Origin of the sequence: Psychromonas sp. psych-6C06, from assembly GCF_002835465.1 — a bacterium.
Lineage (GTDB): Bacteria > Pseudomonadota > Gammaproteobacteria > Enterobacterales > Psychromonadaceae > Psychromonas.
Genome location: NZ_PIZM01000001.1, coordinates 351,962 through 378,526, shown reverse-complemented (window position 1 = coordinate 378,526; position 26,565 = coordinate 351,962). Strand labels below are relative to the sequence as shown.

The 26,565-nt window shown below is 38.1% G+C and carries 26 protein-coding genes; 7 read left to right on the top strand and 19 right to left on the bottom strand.

All coding sequences use genetic code 11. The features are described 5' to 3' along the window. Positions 1 to 65: 65 nt before the first annotated feature. The 5 genes from iscA to trmJ all read right to left on the bottom strand — a co-directional run bounded on the left by iscA (position 66) and on the right by trmJ (position 3,548). Positions 66 to 389, bottom strand: a complete 324-nt coding sequence (gene iscA, locus CW745_RS01645) for an iron-sulfur cluster assembly protein IscA (protein ID WP_101106641.1) — start codon at positions 387 to 389, stop codon at positions 66 to 68. Between the two features lie 24 nt (positions 390 to 413). Then, the gene (gene iscU / locus CW745_RS01640) at positions 414 to 794 is read right to left on the bottom strand and encodes a Fe-S cluster assembly scaffold IscU (RefSeq protein ID WP_101106640.1); all 381 of its coding nucleotides are present in this window, start codon (positions 792 to 794) and stop codon (positions 414 to 416) included. Positions 795 to 942: 148 nt separating this feature from the next. Beyond that, positions 943 to 2,157, bottom strand: coding sequence for an IscS subfamily cysteine desulfurase (locus CW745_RS01635; protein ID WP_101106639.1), 1,215 nt, complete (start codon positions 2,155 to 2,157; stop codon positions 943 to 945). Between the two features lie 16 nt (positions 2,158 to 2,173). After that, positions 2,174 to 2,653, bottom strand: a complete 480-nt coding sequence (gene iscR, locus CW745_RS01630) for a Fe-S cluster assembly transcriptional regulator IscR (RefSeq protein WP_101106638.1) — start codon at positions 2,651 to 2,653, stop codon at positions 2,174 to 2,176. A 148-nt stretch (positions 2,654 to 2,801) separates the two neighbouring features. Beyond that, positions 2,802 to 3,548: a tRNA (cytosine(32)/uridine(32)-2'-O)-methyltransferase TrmJ gene (gene trmJ / locus CW745_RS01625; protein ID WP_101106637.1), complete on the bottom strand. Its 747-nt coding sequence runs from the start codon at positions 3,546 to 3,548 to the stop codon at positions 2,802 to 2,804. A gap of 185 nt (positions 3,549 to 3,733) precedes the next feature. Between trmJ and suhB the strand changes: the two genes are divergently transcribed. The 3 genes from suhB (at position 3,734) to xthA (ending at position 5,827) form a co-directional block, all read left to right on the top strand. Further along, positions 3,734 to 4,522, top strand: a complete 789-nt coding sequence (gene suhB / locus CW745_RS01620) for an inositol-1-monophosphatase (RefSeq protein ID WP_101106636.1) — start codon at positions 3,734 to 3,736, stop codon at positions 4,520 to 4,522. Positions 4,523 to 4,718: 196 nt separating this feature from the next. Further along, positions 4,719 to 4,955 (top strand): TIGR02647 family protein, encoded by a 237-nt coding sequence (locus CW745_RS01615; protein ID WP_101106635.1) that lies wholly within the window; start codon positions 4,719 to 4,721, stop codon positions 4,953 to 4,955. A gap of 65 nt (positions 4,956 to 5,020) precedes the next feature. Continuing rightward, the gene (gene xthA, locus CW745_RS01610; RefSeq protein WP_101106634.1) at positions 5,021 to 5,827 is read left to right on the top strand and encodes an exodeoxyribonuclease III; all 807 of its coding nucleotides are present in this window, start codon (positions 5,021 to 5,023) and stop codon (positions 5,825 to 5,827) included. Positions 5,828 to 5,901: 74 nt separating this feature from the next. Here xthA and CW745_RS01605 read toward each other — a convergent pair whose 3' ends face one another. The 4 genes from CW745_RS01605 to pfkA form a co-directional block, all read right to left on the bottom strand. Beyond that, on the bottom strand, positions 5,902 to 8,124 hold the full coding sequence (locus CW745_RS01605; protein WP_101107069.1) for an EAL domain-containing protein: 2,223 nt from the start codon (positions 8,122 to 8,124) through the stop codon (positions 5,902 to 5,904). A 370-nt stretch (positions 8,125 to 8,494) separates the two neighbouring features. Continuing rightward, entirely contained in the window at positions 8,495 to 9,190 is a 696-nt protein-coding gene (locus CW745_RS01600) for a TIGR01621 family pseudouridine synthase (protein WP_101106633.1), read from the bottom strand. Then, positions 9,187 to 9,741, bottom strand: a complete 555-nt coding sequence (locus CW745_RS01595) for a UPF0149 family protein (RefSeq protein ID WP_193755512.1) — start codon at positions 9,739 to 9,741, stop codon at positions 9,187 to 9,189. Before CW745_RS01595 ends, CW745_RS01600 begins: the two co-directional genes overlap by 4 nt. A gap of 66 nt (positions 9,742 to 9,807) precedes the next feature. Beyond that, positions 9,808 to 10,770 (bottom strand): 6-phosphofructokinase, encoded by a 963-nt coding sequence (gene pfkA / locus CW745_RS01590; RefSeq protein WP_101106631.1) that lies wholly within the window; start codon positions 10,768 to 10,770, stop codon positions 9,808 to 9,810. Positions 10,771 to 11,071: 301 nt separating this feature from the next. Between pfkA and CW745_RS16970 the strand changes: the two genes are divergently transcribed. Beyond that, positions 11,072 to 11,197, top strand: coding sequence for a hypothetical protein (locus CW745_RS16970; RefSeq protein ID WP_274521217.1), 126 nt, complete (start codon positions 11,072 to 11,074; stop codon positions 11,195 to 11,197). A 39-nt stretch (positions 11,198 to 11,236) separates the two neighbouring features. Here CW745_RS16970 and CW745_RS01585 read toward each other — a convergent pair whose 3' ends face one another. Beyond that, complete coding sequence (locus tag CW745_RS01585) at positions 11,237 to 12,805, bottom strand: SulP family inorganic anion transporter (protein ID WP_202973135.1); 1,569 nt, start codon at positions 12,803 to 12,805, stop codon at positions 11,237 to 11,239. Between the two features lie 277 nt (positions 12,806 to 13,082). Continuing rightward, positions 13,083 to 13,541 (bottom strand): hypothetical protein, encoded by a 459-nt coding sequence (locus CW745_RS01580; protein WP_101106629.1) that lies wholly within the window; start codon positions 13,539 to 13,541, stop codon positions 13,083 to 13,085. Positions 13,542 to 13,819: 278 nt separating this feature from the next. Between CW745_RS01580 and CW745_RS01575 the strand changes: the two genes are divergently transcribed. Then, the gene (locus CW745_RS01575) at positions 13,820 to 15,508 is read left to right on the top strand and encodes an ABC transporter substrate-binding protein (protein ID WP_193755511.1); all 1,689 of its coding nucleotides are present in this window, start codon (positions 13,820 to 13,822) and stop codon (positions 15,506 to 15,508) included. Between the two features lie 198 nt (positions 15,509 to 15,706). On the opposite strand, the gene CW745_RS01570 is transcribed toward CW745_RS01575, so the two are convergent. Continuing rightward, positions 15,707 to 16,810: an AI-2E family transporter gene (locus CW745_RS01570; RefSeq protein WP_101106628.1), complete on the bottom strand. Its 1,104-nt coding sequence runs from the start codon at positions 16,808 to 16,810 to the stop codon at positions 15,707 to 15,709. Next, positions 16,804 to 17,046 (bottom strand): sulfurtransferase TusA family protein, encoded by a 243-nt coding sequence (locus CW745_RS01565; RefSeq protein WP_101106627.1) that lies wholly within the window; start codon positions 17,044 to 17,046, stop codon positions 16,804 to 16,806. Before CW745_RS01565 ends, CW745_RS01570 begins: the two co-directional genes overlap by 7 nt. Before the next feature lie 194 nt (positions 17,047 to 17,240). Here CW745_RS01565 and CW745_RS01560 point away from each other — a divergent pair, with 194 nt between their 5' ends. Continuing rightward, positions 17,241 to 18,686 (top strand): M48 family metalloprotease, encoded by a 1,446-nt coding sequence (locus CW745_RS01560; protein WP_238596647.1) that lies wholly within the window; start codon positions 17,241 to 17,243, stop codon positions 18,684 to 18,686. 102 nt (positions 18,687 to 18,788) lie between these two features. On the opposite strand, the gene CW745_RS01555 is transcribed toward CW745_RS01560, so the two are convergent. Both CW745_RS01555 and CW745_RS01550 read right to left on the bottom strand, forming a co-directional pair. Further along, complete coding sequence (locus tag CW745_RS01555; protein ID WP_101106625.1) at positions 18,789 to 19,976, bottom strand: HD-GYP domain-containing protein; 1,188 nt, start codon at positions 19,974 to 19,976, stop codon at positions 18,789 to 18,791. A 23-nt stretch (positions 19,977 to 19,999) separates the two neighbouring features. Then, positions 20,000 to 20,335 carry a hypothetical protein gene (locus CW745_RS01550; protein WP_238596646.1) on the bottom strand — a complete coding sequence of 112 codons (336 nt, stop codon included), beginning with the start codon at positions 20,333 to 20,335 and terminating at the stop codon, positions 20,000 to 20,002. Positions 20,336 to 20,678: 343 nt separating this feature from the next. On the opposite strand from CW745_RS01550, the gene focA reads away from it, so the two are divergent. Next, complete coding sequence (focA, locus tag CW745_RS01545; protein ID WP_238596645.1) at positions 20,679 to 22,100, top strand: formate transporter FocA; 1,422 nt, start codon at positions 20,679 to 20,681, stop codon at positions 22,098 to 22,100. Between the two features lie 100 nt (positions 22,101 to 22,200). Here the strand turns inward: focA and CW745_RS01540 are convergent, their stop codons facing one another. The 4 genes from CW745_RS01540 to CW745_RS01525 form a co-directional block, all read right to left on the bottom strand. After that, entirely contained in the window at positions 22,201 to 23,112 is a 912-nt protein-coding gene (locus CW745_RS01540) for a LysR substrate-binding domain-containing protein (protein WP_101106623.1), read from the bottom strand. A 475-nt stretch (positions 23,113 to 23,587) separates the two neighbouring features. After that, positions 23,588 to 24,499, bottom strand: a complete 912-nt coding sequence (locus CW745_RS01535) for a putative metalloprotease CJM1_0395 family protein (protein WP_101106622.1) — start codon at positions 24,497 to 24,499, stop codon at positions 23,588 to 23,590. A gap of 11 nt (positions 24,500 to 24,510) precedes the next feature. Then, entirely contained in the window at positions 24,511 to 24,783 is a 273-nt protein-coding gene (locus CW745_RS01530; RefSeq protein ID WP_101106621.1) for a hypothetical protein, read from the bottom strand. A gap of 194 nt (positions 24,784 to 24,977) precedes the next feature. Further along, positions 24,978 to 26,468 carry a carbon starvation protein A gene (locus CW745_RS01525; protein WP_101106620.1) on the bottom strand — a complete coding sequence of 497 codons (1,491 nt, stop codon included), beginning with the start codon at positions 26,466 to 26,468 and terminating at the stop codon, positions 24,978 to 24,980. Positions 26,469 to 26,565 lie beyond the last annotated feature (97 nt).

The window sequence follows — 26,565 nt, the reverse complement described above, 5'->3', positions numbered from 1 at the left end:
GAGAAATAAGTAATATCGAAGCAAATAGTGTTGTTGCACGTTGATATACAACAACACTCATTTATTTAAACGCTGAAGCTTTCACCACACCCACATTCACCATCGGTATTTGGGTTGTTAAATTCGAAACCTTCATTTAGGCCCTCTTTAACAAAATCAAGCTCAGTGCCATCAAGGTAAACAAGGCTCTTTTTATCAACAATGATTTTTACACCTTTATCGACAAATACTTCATCATCTTCATTTAATACATCAACAAACTCAAGTACATAAGCCATTCCTGAGCAACCAGAGGTTTTGACGCCTAGACGTAAACCAATGCCTTTGCCGCGATTAGCCAGAAAATTAGCAACATGTTTTGCTGCCGGCTCTGTCATTGTGATAGCCAAAATAGACTCCTTTACCCGTTTTTATTAAGCGTGTTTACTTTTGTAATCATCGATTGCAGCTTTAATTGCATCTTCTGCAAGAATAGAGCAGTGAATTTTTACTGGTGGTAAAGCAAGCTCAGCAGTGATTTCTGTATTGGTAATTGAAGCGGCTTCATCCAATGTTTTCCCTTTAACCCATTCAGTTACTAATGAGCTAGATGCAATGGCGCTACCACAACCGTAAGTTTTGAACTTAGCATCTTCAATCACACCATTGTCATCAATTTTAAGCTGCAGTTTCATTACATCACCACATGCTGGCGCACCGACCATACCTGTTGCAACATTTTTATCATCTTTATCAAATGATCCCACATTGCGTGGGTTTTCGTAATGATCTATTACTTTTTCGCTGTAAGCCATGATCTTGATTCCTTATTTTTAATTTATTTTATCTATATAAAGCCGTTTATTAAACGCCATTGAATCTTATTCAAGTCAAAGGCGTTAATTTTGCTTTACCAATTAAGCTGTATAAAACAGGTTTAAATGATAAAGCTAACAACCATTTTTAGTGATGTGACCATTCAATGCTATTGATATCGATACCTTCTTTGTACATATCCCAAAGAGGTGACATATCACGTAACTTACCAATATTTTCACGAATAATTTTAATTGCATAATCGATTTCAGCTTCGGTAGTAAAACGTCCAATACTAAAACGGATTGAGCTATGAGCTAATTCATCATCTCGACCAATTGCACGAAGTACATAAGACGGCTCTAAACTTGCTGAAGTACATGCGCTACCTGATGATACGGCTAAATCTTTCAGAGCCATAACTAATGACTCACCTTCTACATAGTTAAAGCTGATATTAATGTTGCCTGCGATACGACTATCCATTGAGCCATTTACATACACCTCTTCCATATCACTGACACCTTCTAATAGGCGTGTACGTAATTTAAGTGTACGGGCAGCTTCTTCAACCATCTCGTCTTTTGCAATACGGAATGCTTCACCCATTGCCACAATTTGATGCGTTGGAAGTGTACCACTTCGCATACCACGCTCATGTCCACCACCATGCATCTGTCCCTCAAGGCGAATACGTGGTTTACGTGAAACATAGAGTGCACCTATGCCTTTTGGACCATAGATTTTATGTGCAGAAAAAGAGATCAAATCAACTTTCATTTTTTTCACGTCAATCTCTATTTTACCAGCACTTTGGGCTGCATCGACATGTAAAACAATTTTGTTAGCACGACAAATCTCACCAAATGCTTCGATATCTTGGATAACACCAATCTCATTATTTACGTGCATCAAGCTCACTAGGACAGTGTCTTCACGTAATGTATCTTTAAGTTGTTGTGGTGTAACAATGCCGTCACTACCAGGCTCAAGATAAGTAACTTCATAACCTTCACGCTCAAGCTGGCGACAAGTATCCAAAACAGCTTTATGCTCTGTTTTAGCGGTAATAATATGTTTACCTTTTTTACCGTAAAAATGCGCAGCACCTTTAATAGCAAGGTTGTTTGATTCAGTCGCACCAGAAGTAAAAACAATTTCACGTGAATCAGCATTAATTAAGTCTGCAATCTGCTCACGTGCAATGTCTACTGCTTCTTCAGCTTGCCAACCAAAACGATGTGAACGAGAAGCTGGGTTACCAAACTCGCCATCCATTGTTAAATATTTCATCATAAGTTCAGCAACACGGGGATCAACAGGCGTTGTAGCTGAGTAATCAAGGTAAATTGGTAATTTCATTTTTTTCTCCACTGCCTTATCGAGTGATTTTCACATCCAATTGTGCAGTCTGTTTGAATTTATTATTTTGAATTTCAGAAATAGTTTGTACGTGATCAGTTTCCATCAACTCTGCTAGGGTAATGCCATCTAAAAAGCTACTAATTCGATCACTTAGTTGTTCCCATAATGAATGCGTTAAGCATTGTACGCCATTTTCATTACAGCCACTTTCGCCAGTACATTTTCGTACATCAACCGATTCATTCACGGCATCAATGATCATGGCAACAGATATTTCATCGCGTGTTTTGCCAAGTAGATAACCACCACCCGGCCCACGAACGCTACTCACTAGCTCCTTTTTACGTAATTTAGAAAAAAGTTGCTCTAAATAGGACAACGAAATTCCCTGACGCTCAGAAATATCAGCTAATGGAACTGGTCCCATATGCTCTTTAATCGCAACATCTAACATTGCAGTTACCGCGTAGCGGCCTTTTGAGGTTAGTTTCATAAACTTCACTTATATTTAAGAGGGAAAACGAGGTAATTTGCCCATGAACTTATGAGTGAAGTATAAATACCTGACTAAATTAGTCAACTAAAAACAGCCAAATACCCGACTATTTTTGTCAACTAAATAACCATGCACGTTTAATGGTTTATTTTACGTCTGTTTTTTCACTTTGTCGCGCAGATATAAGTGATTTTTGTACACTACTTAACACCCCACGCCACATTCGAAGCTCTGCAACTTCAGGACGAGCACGATTAAAGAAGCGACGCAATTTTGTCATCACTAATCCAGGGTGAGCAGGCACGATAAAGCGCGTATCAATTAATGTTTCTTCGAGGTGTTTAAACATGCCTTCGATTTCTTCAGCAAGCGGGTACTCTTCAACCTGCTCTGGATAAGCAGTTGAAGCTAAAAATGCCATACGTATTTCATAGCTCAGAGTCTGTACTGCCATCGCAAGGTTTAATGAACTATATTCAGGGTTAGCGGGAATAAATACATGAAAATGACACTTTTGTAGTTCATCGTTAGTCAAACCACTATTTTCACGACCAAAGACTAAAGCAATAGGATGCTTTTGTCCTTCAACAACTGCTTTAACCCCCATTTCTCTTGGATCAAGCATTGGCCAATCAAGCGTTCTAGGACGTGCGCTAGCGCCGATGACTAAGCCACAGTCGGCAATCGCTTCATCTAATGTATCAAAACGTTGGTGGTTTTTTAATACGTCGCCTGCGCCAGCTGAGAGTGCCACCGACTTTCCATCAATTTCGCACTCAGGATCGACTAACACGAGGTTTGATAATCCCATTGTTTTCATTGCACGTGCAGCGCTACCAATGTTACCAGGGTGAGAAGTACCAATTAAAATGATACGTACATTATCTAACATAAGTGTTCCTTGAAAATTATTCGCTATTCACAGCGAGGCAAAAATAAGCGCGAAGTTTAGCAGAATTAATAAGACAAAAAAATAGATTAAATACAGAGAAAGAATTGCACATTTTTGTGACCTGTGTATAATTTTGCGCCGAAGGAATATCCCTTCATGTTCTTTTACAATCTAATGGTGATCCAATGCATCCAATGTTAAATATTGCAATTCGTGCTGCCCGTAACGCAGGTAAAGTAATTGTTAAAGGCTACGAAAGTCTAGAATCAGTTGAAGTTGAAGAAAAATCTCTAAATGACTATGTCAGCAGCGTTGATAAAGAAGCTGAGCTTGCAATTATTGGTACATTACAAAAATCATACCCTGACCACAGCTTTGTTTGTGAAGAATCAGGCATTATCGAAGGCAAAGATAAAGATCACCAATGGATTATTGACCCCTTAGATGGTACTACCAACTTCATCCACGGCATTCCACATTTTGCTGTTTCTATTGCCTTAAAAATTAAAGGCCGTACAGAAGTCGGTATCGTATTTGATCCTATCCGTAACGAAATATTCTCAGCCGTTAAAGGCCAAAGTTCACAAATTAATGGTTACCGTACTCGTACAAGTGATGTGCCAAAACTAGCTGGTACACTATTAGCAACCGGCTTCCCATTCAAACAGAAACACCACACTAAAACTTATCTTGAGATTTTTAACGATTTCTTTCTTGAAGTCGCAGATATGCGTCGCTCTGGTAGTGCTGCATTAGATCTAGCTTACGTTGCTACAGGTCGTATGGATGGATTCTGGGAATTTGGTTTGAAACCTTGGGATATTGCAGCTGGTGAATTACTGCTTAAAGAATCAGGCGCAATGATGACTGACTTTAATGGTGGCAACGATTACATGAAATCAGGTAACGTGGTAGCGGCCAACCCTAAACTCTTAAAAGAGATGTTAACGGTAATTCGTAAACATAATATCTAATTACTTAACTTTGTTTATAAACAAAGTTAAAAACAAATCCTTACTATTAAAGCCCTCAAGTTGTCGTTTTCTTGAGGGCTTTTTTGATCTACACCAACTAACCTAGTCATTAAGCTGAGATATGAATGGATTCATTTGCAATCTAAATTCAAATACCTATGATGAAACTTCCCCTATTTAAGAGAAGTGACCAATTATGATTAAAAATTTCCCTGATACATTGTTTGATGAAATGAAATTACTGGCTAAGTTTCCGACGCACTCTCAATTAGAAGGCATCAAAATCCATCAAGATGCTAACCCCTCAGTTATTACAGCCGCTAAATCGTTGTTTGATAAAGGCCTTATCTCGTTACCCGATGGTGGATATTTAACCGATAGTGGTATCGAAACCCTTGACCATTTACACAGGGTATTAGCCACATTAAGTTAAAGTGGTTGAGTTTTTAAACTCAGCACGCTACATTCAGCCCTGATTTTTTCAATTAGGGCTTTTTTATGAAAGTGATCTCCTTCAATATTAATGGGCTTCGTGCTCGCCTTCATCAACTTCAAGCAATTATCGACAAGCATCAACCCGATGTTATTGGCCTGCAAGAAATAAAAGTACATAACGATATGTTTCCAGTAGAAGCTGTAGAAGCGATGGGATACCACGTCTACTTCCATGGTCAAAAAGGGCATTATGGCGTAGCAATGCTATGTAAAAACGAACCCGTATCTGTGCAGTATGGGTTTCCAACCGATAATGAAGATCACCAAAAACGAATGATCATGGTGACCCTTGAAGATGATAAGGGTGAACAAACAACTATTTTAAATGGTTACTTTCCACAGGGAGAAAGCCAGACCCATGAAACTAAATACCCTTATAAGCGTCAGTTTTATCTCGACTTAAATACTTATCTTAACGAGTATCATAGTGCCACAGATAATGTGATTGTAATGGGTGATATTAATATTTCTCCTTTGGATTTAGATATCGGTATTGGCGAAGTTAATGCTAAACGTTGGTTAAAGACTAAGAAATGTAGTTTCTTGCCTGAGGAGCGTGAATGGCTGAAAAAATTAATGGATTTTGGTTTTACCGACACGTTCCGGTTATTAAATCCAGAAGTAAATGACCAGTTTAGTTGGTTTGATTATCGTTCACGTGGTTTTGATGATAATCGAGGCTTACGTATTGATGTAATTTTAGCAACACAAAAGCTAGCCAATAATACTGTTGATGCTGGTATTGATTATGAATTAAGAGGGATAGAAAAACCTTCTGATCATGCGCCTATCTGGACTGAATTTGCTTAAAGAAGGGTTAACTGTAACCCATGCTTAAAATAAAAATAGGATGAAGATAATTATCTCCATCCTATTGATAATAGTTACAACGCATCATCTAACACTTGCGCAATAGTTAGTGGTTTATAATATAAAAACCCCTGTGCAATATCTGCATTTAAAGACATTAATAGATCGGCCTGCTCTTGTGTTTCCACCCCCTCCACTACAACACGCATATCAAGGTTTTGACATATTTGTAACATTCCTTCCAATACAGCAAGCGCCTTAGTTCCTTTTTCAATATGAGTAACAAAAGTACGATCAATTTTAATGACATCTAATGGCAGTTTAAGTAAATATGAAAGCGATGAATAGCCCGCACCAAAATCATCTAAGCAAAGAACAAACCCTAAAGCCTTAAGGTCCCTAAGATGTTTAATCGCCATATCACTTCGAACTAACGCATTTTCAGTTACTTCAATTTCAATCTGTTCGATATTAAAGTTTTTCTCTGTCATGATTTGTTTAACTTCACTGATAAAGTCACAATGATGTAATGAATTAGCTGAAATATTTACTGAAATTGGTTTACAAATTTGTGGATTTTTTTCGATTACTTCAAAAGATTTCCTCAGAACGTACATATCGATATCGAAATACAAACCAGATTGTTCAGCGATAGGGATAAATGCATTTGGCGAAATCATCCCTTTTACAGGATGCTCCCAACGAATAAGTGCTTCATAACCGACAACATCGCCTCGGCTCATCGATACCTTAGGTTGTAACACCATAAATAGTTCTTGCTTAACTAAACCAGTTCGAAGATCTGCCAATATATCAAGGTGGGCGCGCTTATCATCTTCAAATTTTGCTTCAAATAATTGCCCTACCCCCCGCTGGTGCTCCTTGGCAACCTTAAGGGCTATTTCTGCATGTCTTAATAACAGCTCTATATCCAATTTTTCAACACGTATATCACAGTTTGCGGCACCGACAGTTACACCTAAACGTAGCGAATTATTATTAACCATAAAAGGTTTTGAACATTGTTTAGTAATGTCTCGATATAACCATTGGGTATCAGGCAGTAATAAAGCAAACACATCAGAATGTAACCGAGCAATGATCCCGTCAGATAAAAAGTCACGATTTAGTGATGAGGTAAAAGAGGCTAGAACGAGATTGCCAAATTCAAAACCTAAGCTTTCTATAATTTCATGGAAGTAATCAATGTCAACGATAAAAAGCGATAAGTTACGCTTAGCTAATTTAGCAATGCGAGGGGCATTCTCAATAAAACCATTACGGTTATATAAACCAGTTAAGCTATCAAAAAAAGCAGCATCATTAAGGTGAGTGAAAAATTTCGCATTTTCTAAGCCTAGCGAAACATTAAAACAAAAAAGTTTCAGTAATTCTTCATCTAAATCGGTTAAATTGAAAGGGCTATTAATAACAACTACCCCTTCCCAGCCTGATGGCGTAGAAAGATAAAGGCTACAAAACTCTTTTTCAATTATGTTGTCTTTTTTATGCAAAGTCTTATTTGCTATTGTTACAGCCTGCCCACGCTGAACATCTTGTAACTCTTTTCCATAAAAGTTATTAAATTGTGGCGATGTTGCTACTACAAAGTAGTGATTATTTGGTCCATCTATTAACTCAGCAGGCCCTTTTGAAGGGGTCTGAGAAACACAAAACATGCCCTGTGCTGATAAATTAAATAAGGCATTGATTTGTTGTAGCACACCATTAGCAAAAGCATGAACAGAGCGTTCCTTCATCAAACTAGCAGAAGCTTGAATGACATTTCTTAGCCCCTTCTTACTTTCATTCAATGCCACTAATTGACTATATGAACGAATCGCCGTTGCGAGTGAGGTAAAAAGCTTATCTCGGGTTAGTTCGTTTTTGGTTTTATAGTCATTGATTTCATAGCGTGTGATCACTTCTTCTTCGGGACAATATCCAGGTTGACCTGTACGCAAAATAATTTGCACATTTTCCATTTTTAATTGATTACGAATGGTATCAGCAAGTAATAAACCAGCATCTGAAGTTTCCATCACAACATCAAGTAAAACAACCGCACAATCTGGATGATTGGTAAGTAAATCTGCCCCCTCTTTACCTGACATTGCACAAATAAATTCAAGCTTTCTGCCCAGTATTTTTACACCAGAAAGGGCTAATCGCGTAACATCGTGTACCCCTTGATCGTCATCAACAATAGCGACTTTCCAATATAAATCATTATTTTGATCAGCATCCAGATCAGTGATTTCGTCGTCTTCAATTATTTGGATCATAAAATCACTCACTAGTACATCCTTCTCCATTTACATTTACCTAATGGGGCATTTTTCTTCAAACATGATGAGGATTAATTATATTTATCGCTTTAAACATACAAAAATGAGACCAAAAATCATTACGTTGTTAGTTATGTAAGTTAAAGCTATACGGGCATTTTTATTAAGCAGGATAATAGAGCTCATCTGCTCCCTTAAAAATATTCTCAAATATAATTTTCAATAAAAGTGTAGTACAAAAATATGTAGAGGTTTAAATGAAACTGTGACAAGAAGCGCTAATAGCATTAACGCTTTGAAGACATCGTATTGAAAGCCCAATAATCCAACAAATAGTGATTTAAATTATTTATTAACCATCTTCCCACTAAGCAATCAATTAAACTTTTGGCCAAGATAATTGTCTAACATCACCAATACTATCTAACTGTGCTAAAAACACGGTTTGCAAAAATAATGTCCCAGTTTCTGGCAAGCAACTGAAACGGTAATCATGCCCATAGAGGTTAAAGGCGATGCCATAGGCATGCAAATACCCTCTATCATACTGATTATCTTTATCAGCATAGATATGATCACCACATATCGCACTACTGATACTTTTGAGTGCAACACGAATTTGGTGTGTTTTACCCGTTTTAGGCTTGACCACAAATAACCGCTTACCTTCACTTAATGGGAAACTGAAAAATTGTGTTATAGCAAGGTTTTCTTTACTCGGAGTCAGCTTCCACATTGAGCGACGTGATTTTTCCATGCCACCTTTTATCAATCCCTGTTTCTTCTTAGGTTTCTTGTCACTGATAGCTAAATAATATTTTTCTATCTGTTGCGTTTTAAACAATATTGACAAATCATTGGCTACGATTGAAGACTTTGCCAATATCAATAGACCCGAAGTCATTTTATCAAGTCGGTGCACGCTATATAGTTTTCGCTTTAGACGCTTTTCAAGCGCTACGACTACGCCATATTCGCCATCTTCACTATGAAAATTAACATTATTAAGCTTATTAATAATCACAAAAAATTCATTTTCTGCCACTAAAGAAAAGTATTTCTGCTCTGTATTCATTGTGCTTTAGCCAGTTTACACTGTTGCCCGTAACGACCTAGCAATGTGGGTAATAATGCGATAATTTCACTGTACTCTGGAAGCTGTGCAAAAACAGCTTTTTTCTGCTCATCAACCTCTTCATTAAACGTTAATTTATCAAGGAGTAATAGACAAGTATGTTGTAAATTAGCCTCTGGAGAGCCTTCACAAAAAGTATTAATTTCTAAGTTATCAAACAATATCATTGCCTGTAAATAACCGTTTGCATATGCATGCACTCTGCGTTCATCCGCTAATACAATAGCATCGATATTTAACTCAGCTGTATTACTATAATCGCGCTCAGATTGCTCATAAATAGCAAGAATAGCGTTTGCAAACTCAGTAGCTAACGTGGCATTAGAAAAATCGCTAATACCATTCAAAAATAAAGATGGCATCCATTGCTCTAATTCCAATTCACAGCAGGCCATTGCGCATACAAAAGCATAGGCAAAATTGATATCGACACAATGCTCAGAAATTTCATTTACCTGATAAATTTGTTCTAACCTTTCGAAATTATTCACTTTTTTATCCCCATAAAAAAACCCACCGAAAGGCAGGTTTTTTACTTCAGTTACACCCTTAGGTGTTTAGAATAGATCTTTTGATAGATCAAATAAATCTTCACGGAATGGACGTTTCATCTCTTCTAAACAGTGAATGATATCATGGTGAACCATTTTACCATTTTGAATACCGATACAACGTGCACTTTCACCTTTCATCAGTAGTTCAACACTGAAAGCCCCCATGCGACTTGCTAATACGCGGTCAAAAGCCATCGGCGCACCACCACGTTGAATATGTCCCAAGATTGTTGCTCGTGTTTCACGTTTCGTTTTCTCTTCGATGCGTTTTGCTAGCTCATTAACATCGGTCACATGTTCAGTGATAGCAATAATAGCGTGTTTTTTGCCCTTAGCTTCACCGTGTGCAAGTTGCTCTAGCAACTCTTCTTCATCAAAGCCTTTTTCAGGAACAATTACATATTCACTACCACCAGCAACCGACGCCCAAAGGGTTAAATCACCACAGTAACGTCCCATAATTTCGACGATAGAGATACGATTATGAGATGATGAAGTATCACGTAGTCGGTCTACTGCATCCACAATAGTATTCAAACAGGTCATGAAGCCTATTGTGTAATCTGTCCCTGCGATATCATTATCGATTGTGCCTGGAATACCAATACATGGGTAACCCATTTCACTTAGTTTCTTCGCTCCCATGTAAGATCCGTCACCGCCAACAACAACAAGCGCTTCGATACCATGTTTTTCAAGGTTTTTAATTGCTTCTCTACGAACACTTTCCTCTTTAAACTCTGGGAAACGTGCACTACCTAAGAACGTACCACCACGGTTGATAATATCTGAAACAGAGCGACGCTCTAATTTTTCAATTCTATCTGCATGTAATCCGGCATATCCATCATAAACACCGTAAACCTCAATATCATTCGCTAAACAGCTACGTACAACTGCACGAATTGCAGGGTTCATACCAGGTGCATCACCACCACTTGTTAAAATTCCAATTTTTTTAATCACGCTTTACCTCAACCAATAATGAAAATTATTTATAATTCTACTGTACCGTTATACGAGACTTATACGGCATATTTATGACACAGCTTTCCTGATAATACAAAATATTTTAGACTCTTTTTCTAATAAACGCTGTATCATATTTTTAATGATGTTTTTCCCAGCCACATCTTAATATTTACTAATTATCTTACAGTAAAATCTCCCTTTCTTTGTTCTTTCGCAAATAAACGATAAAAACGCTGTCATAACCCTGTCATATTAGTTATTTAAATTAATCCGACTTAATAAAAGGAGATACAAAATGAAAAGTAAAAAGAAAATGCTACGCAACAAAAACATTTGGTACTGTGTTTGGAACAGTAAGAATGCAAACCAAAGCCCAAAATGTGATGCTGCCTACCTACCAACACGCCACTCAGAAAAATAGAGACGGCGCTTTCGCGCGGTCTCATCGTTACCTACTTTTTTAACCGAGTGTATCAGAAGCCACTTTATAAGATGGATCTTCTAATACATTAACTTCAACCAGCACACCTGCTTTATGTAATAATTTACGGCAATCTCGGCTTAAGTGGCGAATATGGATTTTTCGTCCCTCTCGACGATAACGCTCGGTCAAAGTACTGATCGCTTCAATAGCAGATTGATCAACAACACGCGAACTTGCAAAGTCAACAATAACATGATGTGGATCATTTTTAATATCGAACAACTCTAAGAAGTTACTGGTAGAACCAAAAAACAAAGGGCCGTTTACACGATATAGTTTTTCATCTTTTTCTTCATCCACATGACTTACAACATGAATATGACGAGCATGCTCCCATGCAAAAACTAATGCAGAAACAATAACACCAACAAAAACGGCAATAGCTAAATCAGTCATAACTGTCACTGCACTTACCAAAACAATCACAAAAGCATCTTTTTTAGGCACATTAGACATCATCTTAAATGAAGCCCATTCAAAAGTACCAAGCACAACAATAAACATCACACCAACTAATGCTGCCAGTGGAACGACTTCGATTAAGCCCGAAGCAAACAAGATAAAAGCCAGTAAGCCCAGAGCAGCAGTAATACCAGAGAGACGGCCACGCCCACCAGAATTAATATTGATCATCGATTGCCCTATCATCGCACAGCCCCCCATACCGCCAAAGACACCGTTAACCATATTTGAAGCGCCCTGTGCAATACACTCTTTATTTGCACGGCCACGTGTTCCCGTCATTTCATCGACCACCGTTAAAGTCAGTAACGACTCAATTAAACCAACGGCAGCTAAAATTAAAGCATAAGGTAAAATGATGTATAACGTTTCTAACGAGAAAGGGACTGTTGGAATTGCAAAGGTTGGTAACGAGCCAGCAATTGTTGCGCTTTCATCGCCCGACATTGAACGCAAGAAATCAACAACTGTACGCGTTTCAAGAGCAGGCACAAAATAAACCAGTAACGTTACAACAACTATCGCAACCAAGGTTGATGGAATTGCTGTTGTCAACTTAGGCAAAAAATGGATTATAAGCATAGTGAGGAGAGCGAGTGCGAGCATGATATAAAGTGCTGAGCCCTGAAGCCATTCTAGCTCTCCTGCCGCATTTTTAACTTTAAACTGCCCAAGCTGGGCCAAAAAAATAACAATGGCGAGGCCATTTACAAAGCCAATCATCACTGAATGTGGCACCATTCGAATAAACTTACCCAAATGAAAAACACCAAAAATTACTTGTAATAAACCGGCTAACAACACCGCAGCAAAAAGATATTGCAGGCCATGTTCCGAAACAAGTGACACCATGACTACAGCCATCGCACCAGTGGCACCAGAGATCATGCCTGGACGGCCACCAAAAATTGAGGTAATTAATCCCACCATAAAGGCGGCATAAAGACCAACCATTGGGTCAACACCAGCAACGAATGCAAAAGCAACCGCTTCTGGCACAAGTGCGAGGGCAACGGTTAAACCTGATAACACATCATTTTTTATACTGCTTTTACTAACATTGGGGAACTCAAACACGTCCATTTTCCTTAATTTTTCACACAATTTTGTGGGCGCAAATTATAGCGTTTTTTTAAAACAACAGCAAAACAAACCTGTTTATAAGGATAAGATTTAAAAAAGTGAATTAAGCAATGGAGGGTTAATTACCATTATTAAAAGTTAGCAAATAGATGAGAATCTAGTATGAAGGCATCCTCTATTTTCCTAAAACAGCATTACACTGTTTAAACGCGAATAAAAATGCCTTATCGACATGATTTAATGGATAAAACATATCGCCTATATCTCTATAAAAAAGTTAATTATATTGCTCTGATAAGGATTGAGTTTGTTCTTGATAAGCTTGCATATTATCAATAGATTGTTGTTGTGATTTTGCGTTTAGGGTACTTTCTCGTGCATCTTCATTTTGAGAAAGATAATAAGCCGTAGCACCCGAAATACCTTTGTTATTCCCTGTCACTATATTAGTCATATCAGAGGCAACTTGGTAATGTAATTGCGCTTTTTTGATTTGTACCGCCTTGGCTAACTGTTCACCACTTAACGGAGATGTTGGCTCACTTGGTAAAGGTACGGGTTGGATTTGTGCCGATCTTCCTGTGTCAGTTTCTGACTGCGACAATTGTTTAGCCTGAGATGAGAGTGAGACTTGAAGTCCTTGTTCAGCCTTAGGGGTATGAACGCTTGCTGAGGAATTTTGCACGTTTTGTGATGAAGGAATTGCTTGAACAGTTTGATAGCTTTGAATTTGCATAATTAAATGACCTATTGAGTAAGAATAATGAATTCCCTACAAAGACGAATATAAAAACATGATTAACGTCACAGTCCATTTGTGCTAGCAATAGTAAACAATTTGGTACAAAAATTAAACATATTTATACAATTACTTTTTAGTTGGAAAATTGAAGGCTTTATTTTCACTATGTTCGGCGTGAATCAGCTCACGCTTAGTCGTTGAAAATCCCCCAGTAAAAAGAAAAACTGATATATTATCAGCCTATTAAATAAGAATTTAACCAAGGAAGATCTATGTTTTTAAAAATGGGAAAAAGCACACTCTGTGGCTTATTAGGCGCCGCATTAATGAGTACAGTCATCTCACCCTTCGCGATCGCCGATGAGACGAATAGCAAAAAAAATGTACTTACTTTGGTGTCACAATTCCAACCTAAATGGGAAAGAAATTTCAATCCATTTTTAGCATCAGAGCGTGTTCCAACCACCATGCAATTTATTTATGAACCCTTAATTGTATTTAACGATTTAAAAGGTGGAACTGCAGAATATCGACTTGCTACCGGTCATAGGTTTGCTAGCGATTTAAAAAGTATCACTTTCGATATTAGGGATAATGTCAAGTGGTCAGATGGAACAGCATTCACTGCAGATGATGTCGTTTTTTCTCTACAGCTAGCCAATAAAGGTGGCACATTAGATCCACAAGGGCTAGCAGAAAGCATTACTCAAGTTGAAAAAATAGGTAGTAGTCAAGTTAAAGTGTCATTAGCAAACATCGATACTAATATCGCCAATAAAATTGTTCGTGCCCCGATTGTTGCTAAACATATCTGGTCAACTATCGATTCACCAGAAACCTTCAAAAATGAAAACCCCGTTGGCACAGGCCCGTTTACAAAAATAGAAGTCTTTAAAGAAAGTGTCTACGTGCAGTGCCGTAATCCCAATTACTACGATGATAAAAACCTGCAGGTCGATTGCATTAAAATGCCACAGATAAGTGGAAACGAGCAATTACTGGCAGCAGCTATTAAAGGTGATCTGGATTGGACCTCTGCGTTTATCCCTGATATTGACGAAGTTCTTGTGGCTAAAAATGAGCATTATAATTATTGGTTTCCAGCAGCAGGTAGCGCTTCATTTATATTGAACTTTAAGTCGCCGAAAGCAACTAATCGCGCTGCATTTAATGATGTTAGTTTTAGACGTGCGTTTTCAATGGCACTAGATCGTAAAGCGATTATTGAATTGGCGGGTTATGGCTACTGGTCAGTCAATAATTACCCTGATGCGCTTGGTGATCAATTTATTGCATGGTCAAACCCTCAGGTACAAAATAAATATGGCAAGTACAACAAATATAATCTGTCGGCTGCAAAACAACTACTAACCGACAGCGGTTATATTGATATTAATGGCGATGGTTTTGTAGAGTCGCCAGATGGAAAACGTATTAAGTTTCGAATCATGGTACCAAACGGTTGGTCTGACTTTATTAATACAGTACAAATTGCTGTTGAGGGGTTAAAAGAGGTTGGCATTAATGCCACGGTTTCGACTCCAGACTTTGGAATAATGGTCGATAAGATGAAAGAGGCGCGATTTGATGCAGCTTTCACCAACTACTTTGCAGGACCCAACCCATACCGTTATTACTTCACTGCATTCCACTCATCACAAATGGATAAAGATCGTTTTGCGGCTCACCACCATGTAGATATGGAGCTAGATAAGCTTATCGATTCATTTACGCAAACAGCAGATAAAATTGAACAGCTTGCAATTATGCACGATATACAAGAGCGTATCGCAGCAAATCAAACCACTATTCCAACGATGAGTACCAACTATAACTATCAATACAACACTAAACGTTATACTGGTTGGTTTAACGAGCAAAACCCAGGTGGAATGCCAGCAGTATGGCCTGATACACCTGAGCGTTTATTACATGTGTTAAGCTTAAAGCCAGTACAGTAAGAAAATTAAAGCATAAAAAAACCGCGTTTATCGCGGTTTTTTTATGCTTAGAATAGAATGCTTGCAATTTCATTAATACTTTTCAACACAGAATAAAGGTAATCAGAGCGCTATTGCATTGAGAGCAATCACTAGTTGACTTAGCAAAAGGTCAACTGTGTTGACCGACTAAAATTATAGCAAGTGACTATAAAGCTGTTATTTAGCGCTAACCTCATTCTTTAGTTCGAGGTTCGCATCTGCCTGAGCAAGTTGCTCTTTGGTTGGCCAAGCATTTAGTACTGCTTTGACCAGTGTTGCTAACGGAATTGCAAAAAACACTCCCCAGAATCCCCATAGTCCACCAAAAACCAGTACCGCAATAATAATGATAACAGGGTGTAAATTCACAGCTTCAGAAAAGAGCAGCGGCACAATTAAATTGCCATCTAGTGCTTGTACAATGCCATAGGCTATCATTAAGTAAACAAAGTCAGGAGATAAGCCCCATTGGAAAAGTGCAACAACAGCAACAGGGACAGTAACAGCAGCCGCTCCAATATATGGGATCAATACAGATAGACCAACTAATACAGCTAACAACGCCGAATAGCGCAAGTCCATAAAGAAAAACACAAAGTAAGTAGCGACTCCGACAATCAATATTTCGATCACTTTACCACGTATATAATTCATTATTTGACCATTCATCTCAATCCAAACTTGCTCAACTAATTTAATATTATCGGGTAAGAATTTTTTAACACTAAGAATTAGCTGATGTTTATCTTTGAGCATAAAAACCATCATCAACGGCACTAAAATAGCGTATACAATCAGAGCGGCAATATTTAATAGTGACGTAAAAGAATGCGATAATAAAAACCCTCCACTATCTAAAATATAACTTCTAATATTCTCAACCACGAGTGTGATAGTCATGGTATCAATCATATCCGGATACTGACTCGGTAGTGTCACCAAATACTGTTGTGCCTGATTAAACATATTCGGTAAATCTCGCGTCAATGATGCCCCCTGTTTAAAAACAGTTGGTAAGATGCCAATAAATGCAAACACAGCTAAGGAAATAAATATTGTCATGACTACAAAAGTAGAGGCTGTACGATTTAACTTAAAACGCATCAGATAATTAACCGGCCATTCCAGCATATATGCAAGTATTAATGCGACAAAAAGTGGCGCGAGGATACTACCGAAGAAGTAAACAGTGAAAAAAGCCCCTGTCAATAATAGAAACAAGACACTAAGGTTGGGATCTGCAAAGCGGTTTTTATACCAGCTCGCTAACTGTGTTAACATTTAGAGTTACCTTTTTTACGGTTAAAAATTATCAATGCAAATACCTCACCCTCTTCCATTAATTGATACTGATAACACTTTTTATTTAAATATAAAATAATGTCTGACATTGCAGGCTCAGTAGAAAAAAGAAGTTTGAGTGAACTGTTTTTCATATCATCTGTCGATATAAGTTCACGTTTTAAAGTGACTAATGCAAGTGGGCAGCGTATTGAGCGTAAATCCAATACGTTCATAAAAATATCTCTTATTTAAAACGCCCATTATTACTCCTGTATTCCAATAAGACAATCAACTCTTACTATAAATTGGATCTTGTTTGTGCTTTGTTATGCGTTGCAACTTAAAAATGTGTTTTCAACCGTTTGCTGACTAACTATTTTCGAGTAGTATGGTTGCTATCTTTTTGATTCTCAAACGAGACCTAAATTTGTTTAACAAAACCATCATTATATCGCTTTACTTTATTTTATCGCTTTTATCTCTCCCCATTAAAGCGTCAAATGCATTACCAGATATCGGTACTGTCGGTGCGGGAGCACTGACTATCGAAAAAGAAAAAGAATATGGATGGGCATTTCGTTTAATGGCTAATCAAGCGCTACCTATTATTCACGATCCTGTTTTAAACCAATATATTCAAAGCCTAGGGCAAAATATTGTTTCACATGCAGATTCGGTAAAATTACCTTTCGACTTTTTTCTTATTCAAGATAATGAGATCAACGCGGCTGCATTCCTTGGCGGTAACGTAAAAATTCATACCGGATTATTTCTTTACGCAACCAATGAAAGCGAGCTTGCCGGCGTGGTTGCGCATGAGGTAGCACACATTACACAACGCCACCTTGCGCGTATGTTAGAGCAGCAATCTATTAGCAACCCAGCATCTCTAGCCGCCATGGCGGGTTCTATATTACTGGCCCTTGTTTCGCCAGCGGCTGGTATGGCGGCCTTGAGCACCACCATGGCGATCAATATGCAGTCGCAAATAAATTATACCCGCTTGCACGAATATGAAGCAGACCGAATCGGTATTATGACCCTTTATAACGCAGGATATGATCCTTACGGAATGGCAAATTTCTTTGGAAAACTCGCTGAGAAATATAAGTATGCATCCATGCCACCTCAGATGCTTTCAACTCACCCATTACCAGAAACACGTTTGGCAGAAGCGAGATTACGTGCAGGTCAATTAGATAAAAAGAGCATAAAACTCAATGCTAACTTTCAGCTCAGTAAAGCACGTATTACAGTAAGGTTTAATAATATTAGCGCAACAAGTGCGATCGACTTGTATAAAAGTCAGCTAAAAAATAATCGATATCAGCTCAAAGAAGCCGCTGAATATGGGTTAGCATTAGCTTACTTTAAAAATAAAGATTATGAACAAGCGCATGAATTAGCCGTACAATTATTTCAAAGTAGTCCTAATAACCTATTTTATATCGACTTCATTACCGATACTTTACTCGCATTAAATAAGGTAGACGATGCAATTGAATTACTAGCGCCCTATCAGCAACAATCACCTCAAAATTCAGTTTTTACCTTAAATTTAGTCGTTGCCTTACAAACGGCTAAACAGTTCGCCGAAGCTGAACAATTGCTAGAGAGATTTATTCGTGTACATCCAGAGCATATTCTTGCCCACCAATTGGCAATTGACCTTTATAAGAAAATGAAAAATAAAGCGAAAGAACATGCAACTAAAGCAAAATACTTAGCGCTTCAAGGACGATTTAGAGAAGCCAGCCAAGAGATGGGTAGTGCCTTAGTGTTTACAAAGAGTAAATTAGATCAAGCTCGTTATAGTGCGAGTATCGAGCAATACAAAAAACAAGACTTACGTTTAAAATCGTTACAAGAATAGTTTAAATAACTTCATGTGGTTTATTCTGCTTAAACGACATGAAATTTACTTTTCTATAACGCATTAAATAAAAAGGGTAACACTGAGAGAAAGATGCACAGATCAATCCATCTGTACATTCCATTTTTCGTAGGATTCAACTTTTAATATTTTTATTGATTCAAGTTTTGCTAAATCAACTAATTTACGAGGAATATAACTTCTTGTTTTAGCATTAAGGAAAACCTCAACAATAGGTTTCAACATATTTTCGTTGATATCTACGACCTTAGCTAAATGATGATTGTTTAGCATGACTAAACTACCTGCAGGGTATATACCTACCGATTGAATAAACTCCCTGACTAAACTAGGATTAAAATGCGCGCCACTCCATTTTACCAATAACTTTAGTACTTCAGAAGGTTCTTTACCTGTGTGATAGCAACGATCTGCGGTTAAGGCGTCATAAACATCTACAATCGCAGACATTTGACCATAACGGCTAATTTCATCGCCTTTTAAACCTAATGGGTAACCATTTCCATCGTATTTTTCATGGTGTTGAGCGGCAATATCCATCGATATTTGTGAAAGACCTTCCGTTTTTTCAAGGATTTTACGACTATGCACCACATGTTCTTTCATGATAACAAACTCTTCAGGCGTCAGTTTTCCGGGCTTATTCAAAATTTCATCAGGCGTTAAGGTTTTACCAATATCATGCAACAACCCACCAATACCTACTTCGCAAATTATTTGTTCAGAAAGCCCCATACTTTTAGCAAAAGCCATCATTAGTACTGAAAAACTCACCGAGTGTTCAAATGTATATACATCCATTGTTCGAATACGTGAAAGCCCCAGTAGTGCATTTGGATTACGTAATATAGATTGGCTCAACTTATTAATGACAGGGTTAACCTGTTCAAGCTCAATATGCTGGCCCATTTTTACATTTTCCATCATATCTGTAATGAATTCACCGGCCATTGCAAAAGCGACCTTAGCCTTGCCCATCTCCTCAATAGCCGTCACTTTTACAGGTTTACTTTCATCAAGCTGATCAACAACTTTTCTTAAACCACTGTTTTCTTTTTGGCGCTTTTCTTCCTTAAGCTCAAGGATATCAAAACCTTTGTTAGTATCTATCTCAATTGTTTTTACACCTGCCGCAATTATTTTTCTAATGTCAGATTCATTTTCAAGTTTAAATCTATTTAAGGCGAAAGGATGATTCAACCAACCACATTTAAGGTCATTGATATACATCCCTTTTCTTAATTGACTGACGGTGATTTTTTTAATCATATTACCCACCTAATAAACACCAATCATCGACCAAAATATTGATTGATGATTGCTTCTAAATTATCTTCAAGTTGTTCTTCGAAATGGTTTAAATTCTCATCAAATACAGCAAGGTATTGTGATGCCTTAGCGGCAGCTAATTTTTTATTAGCAACTTGAAACTCCATTTCAGCTAAAGATTTATCAAGACGAGGAACAATCGCCCAACGAATATATATTGGAGCACAAGCTTGTAACTGCATTTGCGCAAACTCGCAAAATTCATTGATATATTGTGCACCATCAGGCCCTAATGAGCCCGGCTCCATACGAAAAATAACAGTCATTTTTTTTCTATCAGGAAAATTCTCTACAGACACTAAGCGTTTACTCCTTTTTTATTTAAATATACAACAGCATTTAATAAAGCGCGGTAAATTCATTAAATTATTAGATCAAAAGTTCCCTAACGCGATCCCCCCCCATAAATCATCAATTAAATTGAAAAAAAGATTAAAAAGTATCAAATATTATTAACCATATTTTATCGCTATTGTTATTTGGCGTTACCAATAACGCACTGTTTATCAAAGGAGAAAAATATGAATACAACCACTTACCCTATTTACTTTACGGAGAACGTGAATATTCACGTAAAGCATTATGCACACTAATTCACTTTATTCAGTTAAAACCCAACATTCGATGGAAAATGAACAAAACATGACGCGTTCAACTAATGTTTTTGAAACAGTTAAAGACTATGGCGTTGCAAAGCAACAAAAGGCTTTTGCAAACTCATTAATCTTAGCCATCTTTGCAGGCGCTTTTATCGCAATCGCTTTCGTATTCTATACCACGGTTACCACAGGTGCAGGAGATGCGCCATGGGGCATCATGAAACTGGCAGGAGGGTTAGCGTTTAGCTTAGGGCTGGTATTAGTCGTCATTTGTGGCGGAGAGCTATTTACCAGTACTGTGCTTAGTAGTGTTGCTTGGACACAAGGACTTTTCTCAACTAGAGCACTAATCAGTTGCTGGGGGCGAGTATATCTCGGTAATTTAATCGGTGCGATGTTAATTCTTGGCTTGGTTTTGCTTGCTAAGATGCAGCTTTTAAATGGAGGTGCATGGGGAATTAATGCAATGCAGATTGCACAACATAAATTACACCATAGTTGGGGCCAGGCATTTGCATTAGGCGTGTTATGTAACTTGCTAGTTTGTCTGGGTATTTGGATGACGTTTAGCAGTAAAGACATATTAACCAAAGCGCTTTTACTCATTTTACCTGTGGCAATGTTTGTGAGCAGTGGCTTTGAGCACAGTGTCGCAAACATGTTCATGGTACCTCTTGGCATTGCAATTAACGCGTTTAGTCCAGAGAGTTACTTCATGGCACATGGCTTCAGTGCCAATGCATTCGCAGATCTCACATGGACGCATTTTATTGTAAACAATTTAATACCAGTCACGATTGGCAACATCGTCGGGGGCGCATCATTGATTGCTCTAGCCTACGCCAATAAACCAAAATCGACAGTTCAACACACAACACATACTCAAAAGACAAGCTTATCGCTACCAAATAAAATTACACAAGGAAACACTATTATGAGAAACAAATTAAACCAACTTACTGTTAATGACGTTATGCAATCAGACACGTTACACTTCACTGCTGACCATTGTATATACCAAGCCTTAGCACTTTTAAGTGAGCAGTCACTTAGTGCAGCTCCGGTAGTCGATGAAAAAGACCAACTTATAGGCTTTGTTTCTGAGCAAGATATATTACGCTTACTATGGTCAGAAGAGTATTCTTCAGAGTTAAACTATCAACTTAAAGATGTTATGCAGACTGAAATTCTTACTGTAGATATAATGCAGCCAATCACGACTTTACTTGAATTTATGGTAGTAGATAAAGAAAAGCTATTTCCAGTTAATTCATCAGGCATGATGATCAGCTCACAATACCAAAGTTATGAGCAACGCCTAAAATTGGCAAGTGCACAGCATCCAAGTATCTATCCCGTTGTACATAACGGGAAATATTGTGGCCTTATTTCACGTAAAGCATTGACCAAATTAATGGTTAAACAATATCAACCAGAAGATAATACTGATAAACAAGCGGCATAAAACAATGCTTAATTAATAAGCCATCGCAACAGAGCTTAATATTGCGTCCTGTTACAAAATGGCAAAGACCACTAGCAACAACATATTAAGGCAAAACCAACTATAGGTTTTGCCTTTTTTTATACAATCGGATCAAGCGTTTTGCTTCGGCAATAATACATTCACGTAATGGGTTTTCACCTGCATCTTTACGCCAAATAAATGCTAAGCTACGAGACATATTAAGCTCAGGTGTAGGCAAAATCACTAGTGTCCCTTTTTTTACTTCGCTCACAACATCTAAGTAGGGTAAGCATCCAAGATAAGTCCCATTTTTTACTAACTCTTTTATCACACCAACACTTTGATATTCTTTATATACATCAACATTTTCAATCAAGCCATGCACAGCACCATCAAAGATTCGGCGAGTGCCGGCGCCCTGTTCACGTAATATCCATTGCGCTTGCTCTAATTGTGCAAGATTAACCTTTTTATGTTTAGCGTAGGAGTGAAAAGCACTACTGATAATCACTAAGTGATCTTCTAATAAGTTTTCTTGGTGTACTCGGCTATCGTCATTACGCCCTTCGATAATTCCCATCTCATAATGATGATTAATAACACCATTTACTACGTGTTCTGTATTTTCTACCGTCAATTCAATACGTAATTCAGGGAAGTCTGTATCAATTTTACTGATAAGTGAAGGCAGTAAATGCTCAGCAAAAGTTTGACTTACTGAAAGAGGAAAAGAGCCACTAATTGCTTGTTGATCATGCAGACCTAATTCAATTTGCTGTGCATCCTGTAATAAACGTTTCGCCTTGGGGCGCAACCACCTTCCCCAATGACTCAATGTCAATCGGTTTCCTTGACGAATAAACAGTGGTCTATCCATCAAGTTTTCAAATTGTGATAATGACATGCTCACCGCAGACTGAGTCATCGACAATTTACGAGCAGCTGCACTGACGCTCTCTTGGCTAGCAACCGCATCAAAAACAGCAAGCTGTTTTAAGGTATATTTCATTCAATACTCGCTTAAGGACGTTTTATCGACAATAAAACGACATTTTCAACCATCAATTAAATTGATACATAGTAGACATTAATACAATGTAAGTAATATTGATAAACACAGAATAAAAGTCAAGATAATCTTAAAAGGACAGGTAAGTTTATTTAATCGCAATGCTACTTGATGGAAGTATTAGAGTATGTGGAATGAGATAGCGAGGCTTTTTAAGATACAGTAAGGTATTCCACATAATAGGCGAAAACGCAGTGGAAATTGTCAACAAATGTTGCCCTTCGGGTTCAAAACGACATCCTCTTAGCTTGCTCTATTTGACTACGTCAAACAGTACGTAATAGAAAACGAAATTCGCTTAGAATGACTAAGCCTCATTCCCCCGGTCTTGCTCAAAACACCTAGTATTGAACAAAATTTAAACGGCAAAGATCCCCCCTAGAGTAGAGTTTTTTTACTTTTGTGAACGAGAATGTCAGACAAGTATATTTAAACGAGAGTCAGCGTTTACCTGCGAGCTACTTTGGTAAACATCGTTGATATGAAAGTTACGTTTGTTCATCTTTAGCTCATCAATATCATTGTTATTGATAGATAAGTGTTGCTGTTCGCTAAAGCGCTCTGGAATATTGCCGTTAGAATAGGAAGCAGTGCTTCGGCTTTTATCTTCATCGCCCTGATTATTCGCAACTATTTCACTACGAGCTTCGCTGGCCATTTGCATCGCTTTGGCAGCGACCTTTCTATCCTGGGCAGAAGGCTCAGCCGGAGCAAGTGCAGCAGCTTTAATCTGTTGCGCTTTTTGCAAGGTTGCCTGCGGATCGCCCGGAACAGGTGAGGTATCGATAGAAACTTCCCCTGATACTGCATATTTAACCCCATCAGGCCCAGTTTTATAACTATAACTGGGTGTTCCAGTGTGTTGCCCGCCTACAGCAGCATGCGCCCGTTCATGGGCAATCACCTCTGTATCTCGCTGTTGCAGTGAATCGATTAGCTTTAGCTCAGCCTCGGTATAAATTTCACCTTTTTGTTTGGCTTGAGGGTCCGATATATCAGTATCGCTGACAGGCGCATTACCCTCTTCATCATCTTCAGAGGGTTGACTATCCTGTTGTTTTGCTTCGTCATTTAAAGCTGGGATTTGAGGACGTTCATAGGTCGGATTAACATCTGATGTAACAGTAGGAGTTGTTGATATGTTATCCGATGATATGTTATCCGATGATATGTTATCCGATGAAATGCTATCAGATGAAATGTCAGCATTGATTGAAGTATTACGCTCAATGCCGGTGGAAACTGAAGTTTTAGTTGCGCTTTCTCCACCAACATTTAGTGGAGTATGTATCTGTGTCGCAAGTTGTTGAGCCGACGAAATGTTCATAGCTCAACCGACTACACCCTTACATCAACTAAACTTCCGACAGCTTCATCGGCAGTAACTTGGTTATCTGATGATAGATTTTGATATTCAGAAACACGTGCATTGACAGTATCTTCTGTTAAAGCCTTTGCCTGTTGCACTGGTTGCTCAGTGGTTACTTTATCTACACTTTGGGTATTTTTTTGTAATTGCGATGATTGTTGCACAACGGTGGATGCATTTGGATCATTGCGTAATGTTGCTGCTGATTGCGGATTTACAGCCACGCTCCCATTAATATCCATGCTTCTCTCCTTAATTAAAATACTATTGCATAATTATCGTACAATTCGTTGTAAAATGCGAGTTTAAAATAAAAGGTACTTGAAAAACATTTAGCCTAATAAACAAAAACCGTCACTTATTGCTAAGTGGCGGTTTTGTATAGAATCTGCTGTGATATTTTACGACTAATTATTGTCGCAAATCGATATCAAGCTTAACCCTCTGCAGATTTTTCAGTCAAAGGTATAGGCTCAGTCACAGGTTCATCTTCAATGTGCTTACCTTTAGAAATTTTAATCACGTAAGTTGTGATCATCAGTGTCGCAATGATACCTAATGTAGTTGCAATATTAATCCCCATTCCAAATCCTAATGAGCTGCTATTTAGAATAAAGGTGATCACCACCGTGGTCATAAACATGGCAGGTACAGTCGCAACCCAGTGCAATTTATTATGGCGTAATAGGTAAGCTGAAGCGGTCCATAACATCATTACTGCAGTCGTTTGATTTGCAAAACCAAAGTAGCGCCAAATAATACCAAAATCTACCTGCGTTAAAATCGCCCCCAAAACAAACAGGGGTAATGCCATGAATAAACGATTACGAATCGACTTTTGAGGCATATTAAAGTATTCAGCCATGATCAAACGACTTGAACGGAACGCAGTATCACCAGAGGTAATTGGTAGAATAACCACACCTAAAAAAGCAACAATACCGCCAAATACACCTAATAAACCAATTGAGGTATCGTATACAACAGCGCCCGGACCACCCGCGCTAACAGCGGCAGATAACGATTCAACACTGCCAAAGAATGAAAGTGCAAGTGCGCACCAAATAAGGGCAATCACACCTTCACCAATCATCGCACCGTAAAAAACAAAACGACCATTACTTTCATTTTCTAAACAACGAGCCATGAGTGGCGATTGTGTCGCATGGAAACCAGAAATAGCACCACAGGCGATAGTAATAAATAATGCAGGCCAAAGTGGAAGATCATTAGGGTTCATGTTAGTAAACATCATGCTCATCTCATAATCACCTAATAAAGAGTGATCACTTGAAAAGCCCATCGCAACAATTAACCCTACAGACATAAACACTAACAGCGCCCCAAAAAAAGGATAAAAGCGACCAATAATTTTATCGATAGGCACAATCGTTGCGATAACATAATAACCAAAGATAATCGCCACCATGGTTAACATTGGCATTGCTAAATCAGTTTGTTGATTCACTAAATTGGTGATCATGCCTGCTGGTGCAGAAACAAATACCACCCCAACTAAAAGAAGTAATACCAAAGCAAAAATGTTCATAAAGTGCTTTGCACCATTACCTAAATATTTACCGGTAATGCTCGGCACGGATGCCCCGCCATTGCGAATCGATAACATGCCTGAGAAATAATCATGCACAGCGCCGGCAAAAATACAGCCCAGTACGATCCATAACATGGCTGCAGGACCGTATAGTGCCCCCATGATTGGACCAAAAATCGGGCCAACACCAGCAATGTTGAGTAGTTGTACTAAGTACACCTTGCTTTTCGACATTGGTACATAATCAACGCCATCGGTTTTACTAAACGCGGGTGTCGTTCTTTCTGTTTTTATGCCAAACACTTTTTCGATAAAAGCGCCATAAAAAAAGTAACCGCCGAGTAACAGTGCAATACAAAATAGAAACCACAACATATGCTTAATCCTTCAAGTTAAAATAGTTAGCCTGCACTTTCAACGATAGTTAGGCTAATGTCATGCATCGATTAAGCGAGTGGTCATATATTAACTT

Coding starts and splice junctions, on each gene's coding strand:
- iscU (WP_101106640.1), bottom strand. CDS start 794: ATGGCTTACAGCGAAAAAGTAATAGATCATTACGAAAACCCACGCAAT.
- CW745_RS01635 (WP_101106639.1), bottom strand. CDS start 2,157: ATGAAATTACCAATTTACCTTGATTACTCAGCTACAACGCCTGTTGAT.
- iscR (WP_101106638.1), bottom strand. CDS start 2,653: ATGAAACTAACCTCAAAAGGCCGCTACGCGGTAACTGCAATGTTAGAT.
- trmJ (WP_101106637.1), bottom strand. CDS start 3,548: ATGTTAGATAATGTACGTATCATTTTAATTGGTACTTCTCACCCTGGT.
- suhB (WP_101106636.1), top strand. CDS start 3,734: ATGCATCCAATGTTAAATATTGCAATTCGTGCTGCCCGTAACGCAGGT.
- CW745_RS01615 (WP_101106635.1), top strand. CDS start 4,719: ATGATTAAAAATTTCCCTGATACATTGTTTGATGAAATGAAATTACTG.
- xthA (WP_101106634.1), top strand. CDS start 5,021: ATGAAAGTGATCTCCTTCAATATTAATGGGCTTCGTGCTCGCCTTCAT.
- CW745_RS01600 (WP_101106633.1), bottom strand. CDS start 9,190: ATGAATACAGAGCAGAAATACTTTTCTTTAGTGGCAGAAAATGAATTT.
- CW745_RS16970 (WP_274521217.1), top strand. CDS start 11,072: ATGAAAAGTAAAAAGAAAATGCTACGCAACAAAAACATTTGGTACTGT.
- CW745_RS01585 (WP_202973135.1), bottom strand. CDS start 12,805: ATGGACGTGTTTGAGTTCCCCAATGTTAGTAAAAGCAGTATAAAAAAT.
- CW745_RS01580 (WP_101106629.1), bottom strand. CDS start 13,541: ATGCAAATTCAAAGCTATCAAACTGTTCAAGCAATTCCTTCATCACAA.
- CW745_RS01575 (WP_193755511.1), top strand. CDS start 13,820: ATGTTTTTAAAAATGGGAAAAAGCACACTCTGTGGCTTATTAGGCGCC.
- CW745_RS01570 (WP_101106628.1), bottom strand. CDS start 16,810: ATGTTAACACAGTTAGCGAGCTGGTATAAAAACCGCTTTGCAGATCCC.
- CW745_RS01565 (WP_101106627.1), bottom strand. CDS start 17,046: ATGAACGTATTGGATTTACGCTCAATACGCTGCCCACTTGCATTAGTC.
- CW745_RS01555 (WP_101106625.1), bottom strand. CDS start 19,976: ATGATTAAAAAAATCACCGTCAGTCAATTAAGAAAAGGGATGTATATC.
- focA (WP_238596645.1), top strand. CDS start 20,679: ATGACGCGTTCAACTAATGTTTTTGAAACAGTTAAAGACTATGGCGTT.
- CW745_RS01540 (WP_101106623.1), bottom strand. CDS start 23,112: ATGAAATATACCTTAAAACAGCTTGCTGTTTTTGATGCGGTTGCTAGC.
- CW745_RS01535 (WP_101106622.1), bottom strand. CDS start 24,499: ATGAACATTTCGTCGGCTCAACAACTTGCGACACAGATACATACTCCA.
- CW745_RS01530 (WP_101106621.1), bottom strand. CDS start 24,783: ATGGATATTAATGGGAGCGTGGCTGTAAATCCGCAATCAGCAGCAACA.
- CW745_RS01525 (WP_101106620.1), bottom strand. CDS start 26,468: ATGTTGTGGTTTCTATTTTGTATTGCACTGTTACTCGGCGGTTACTTT.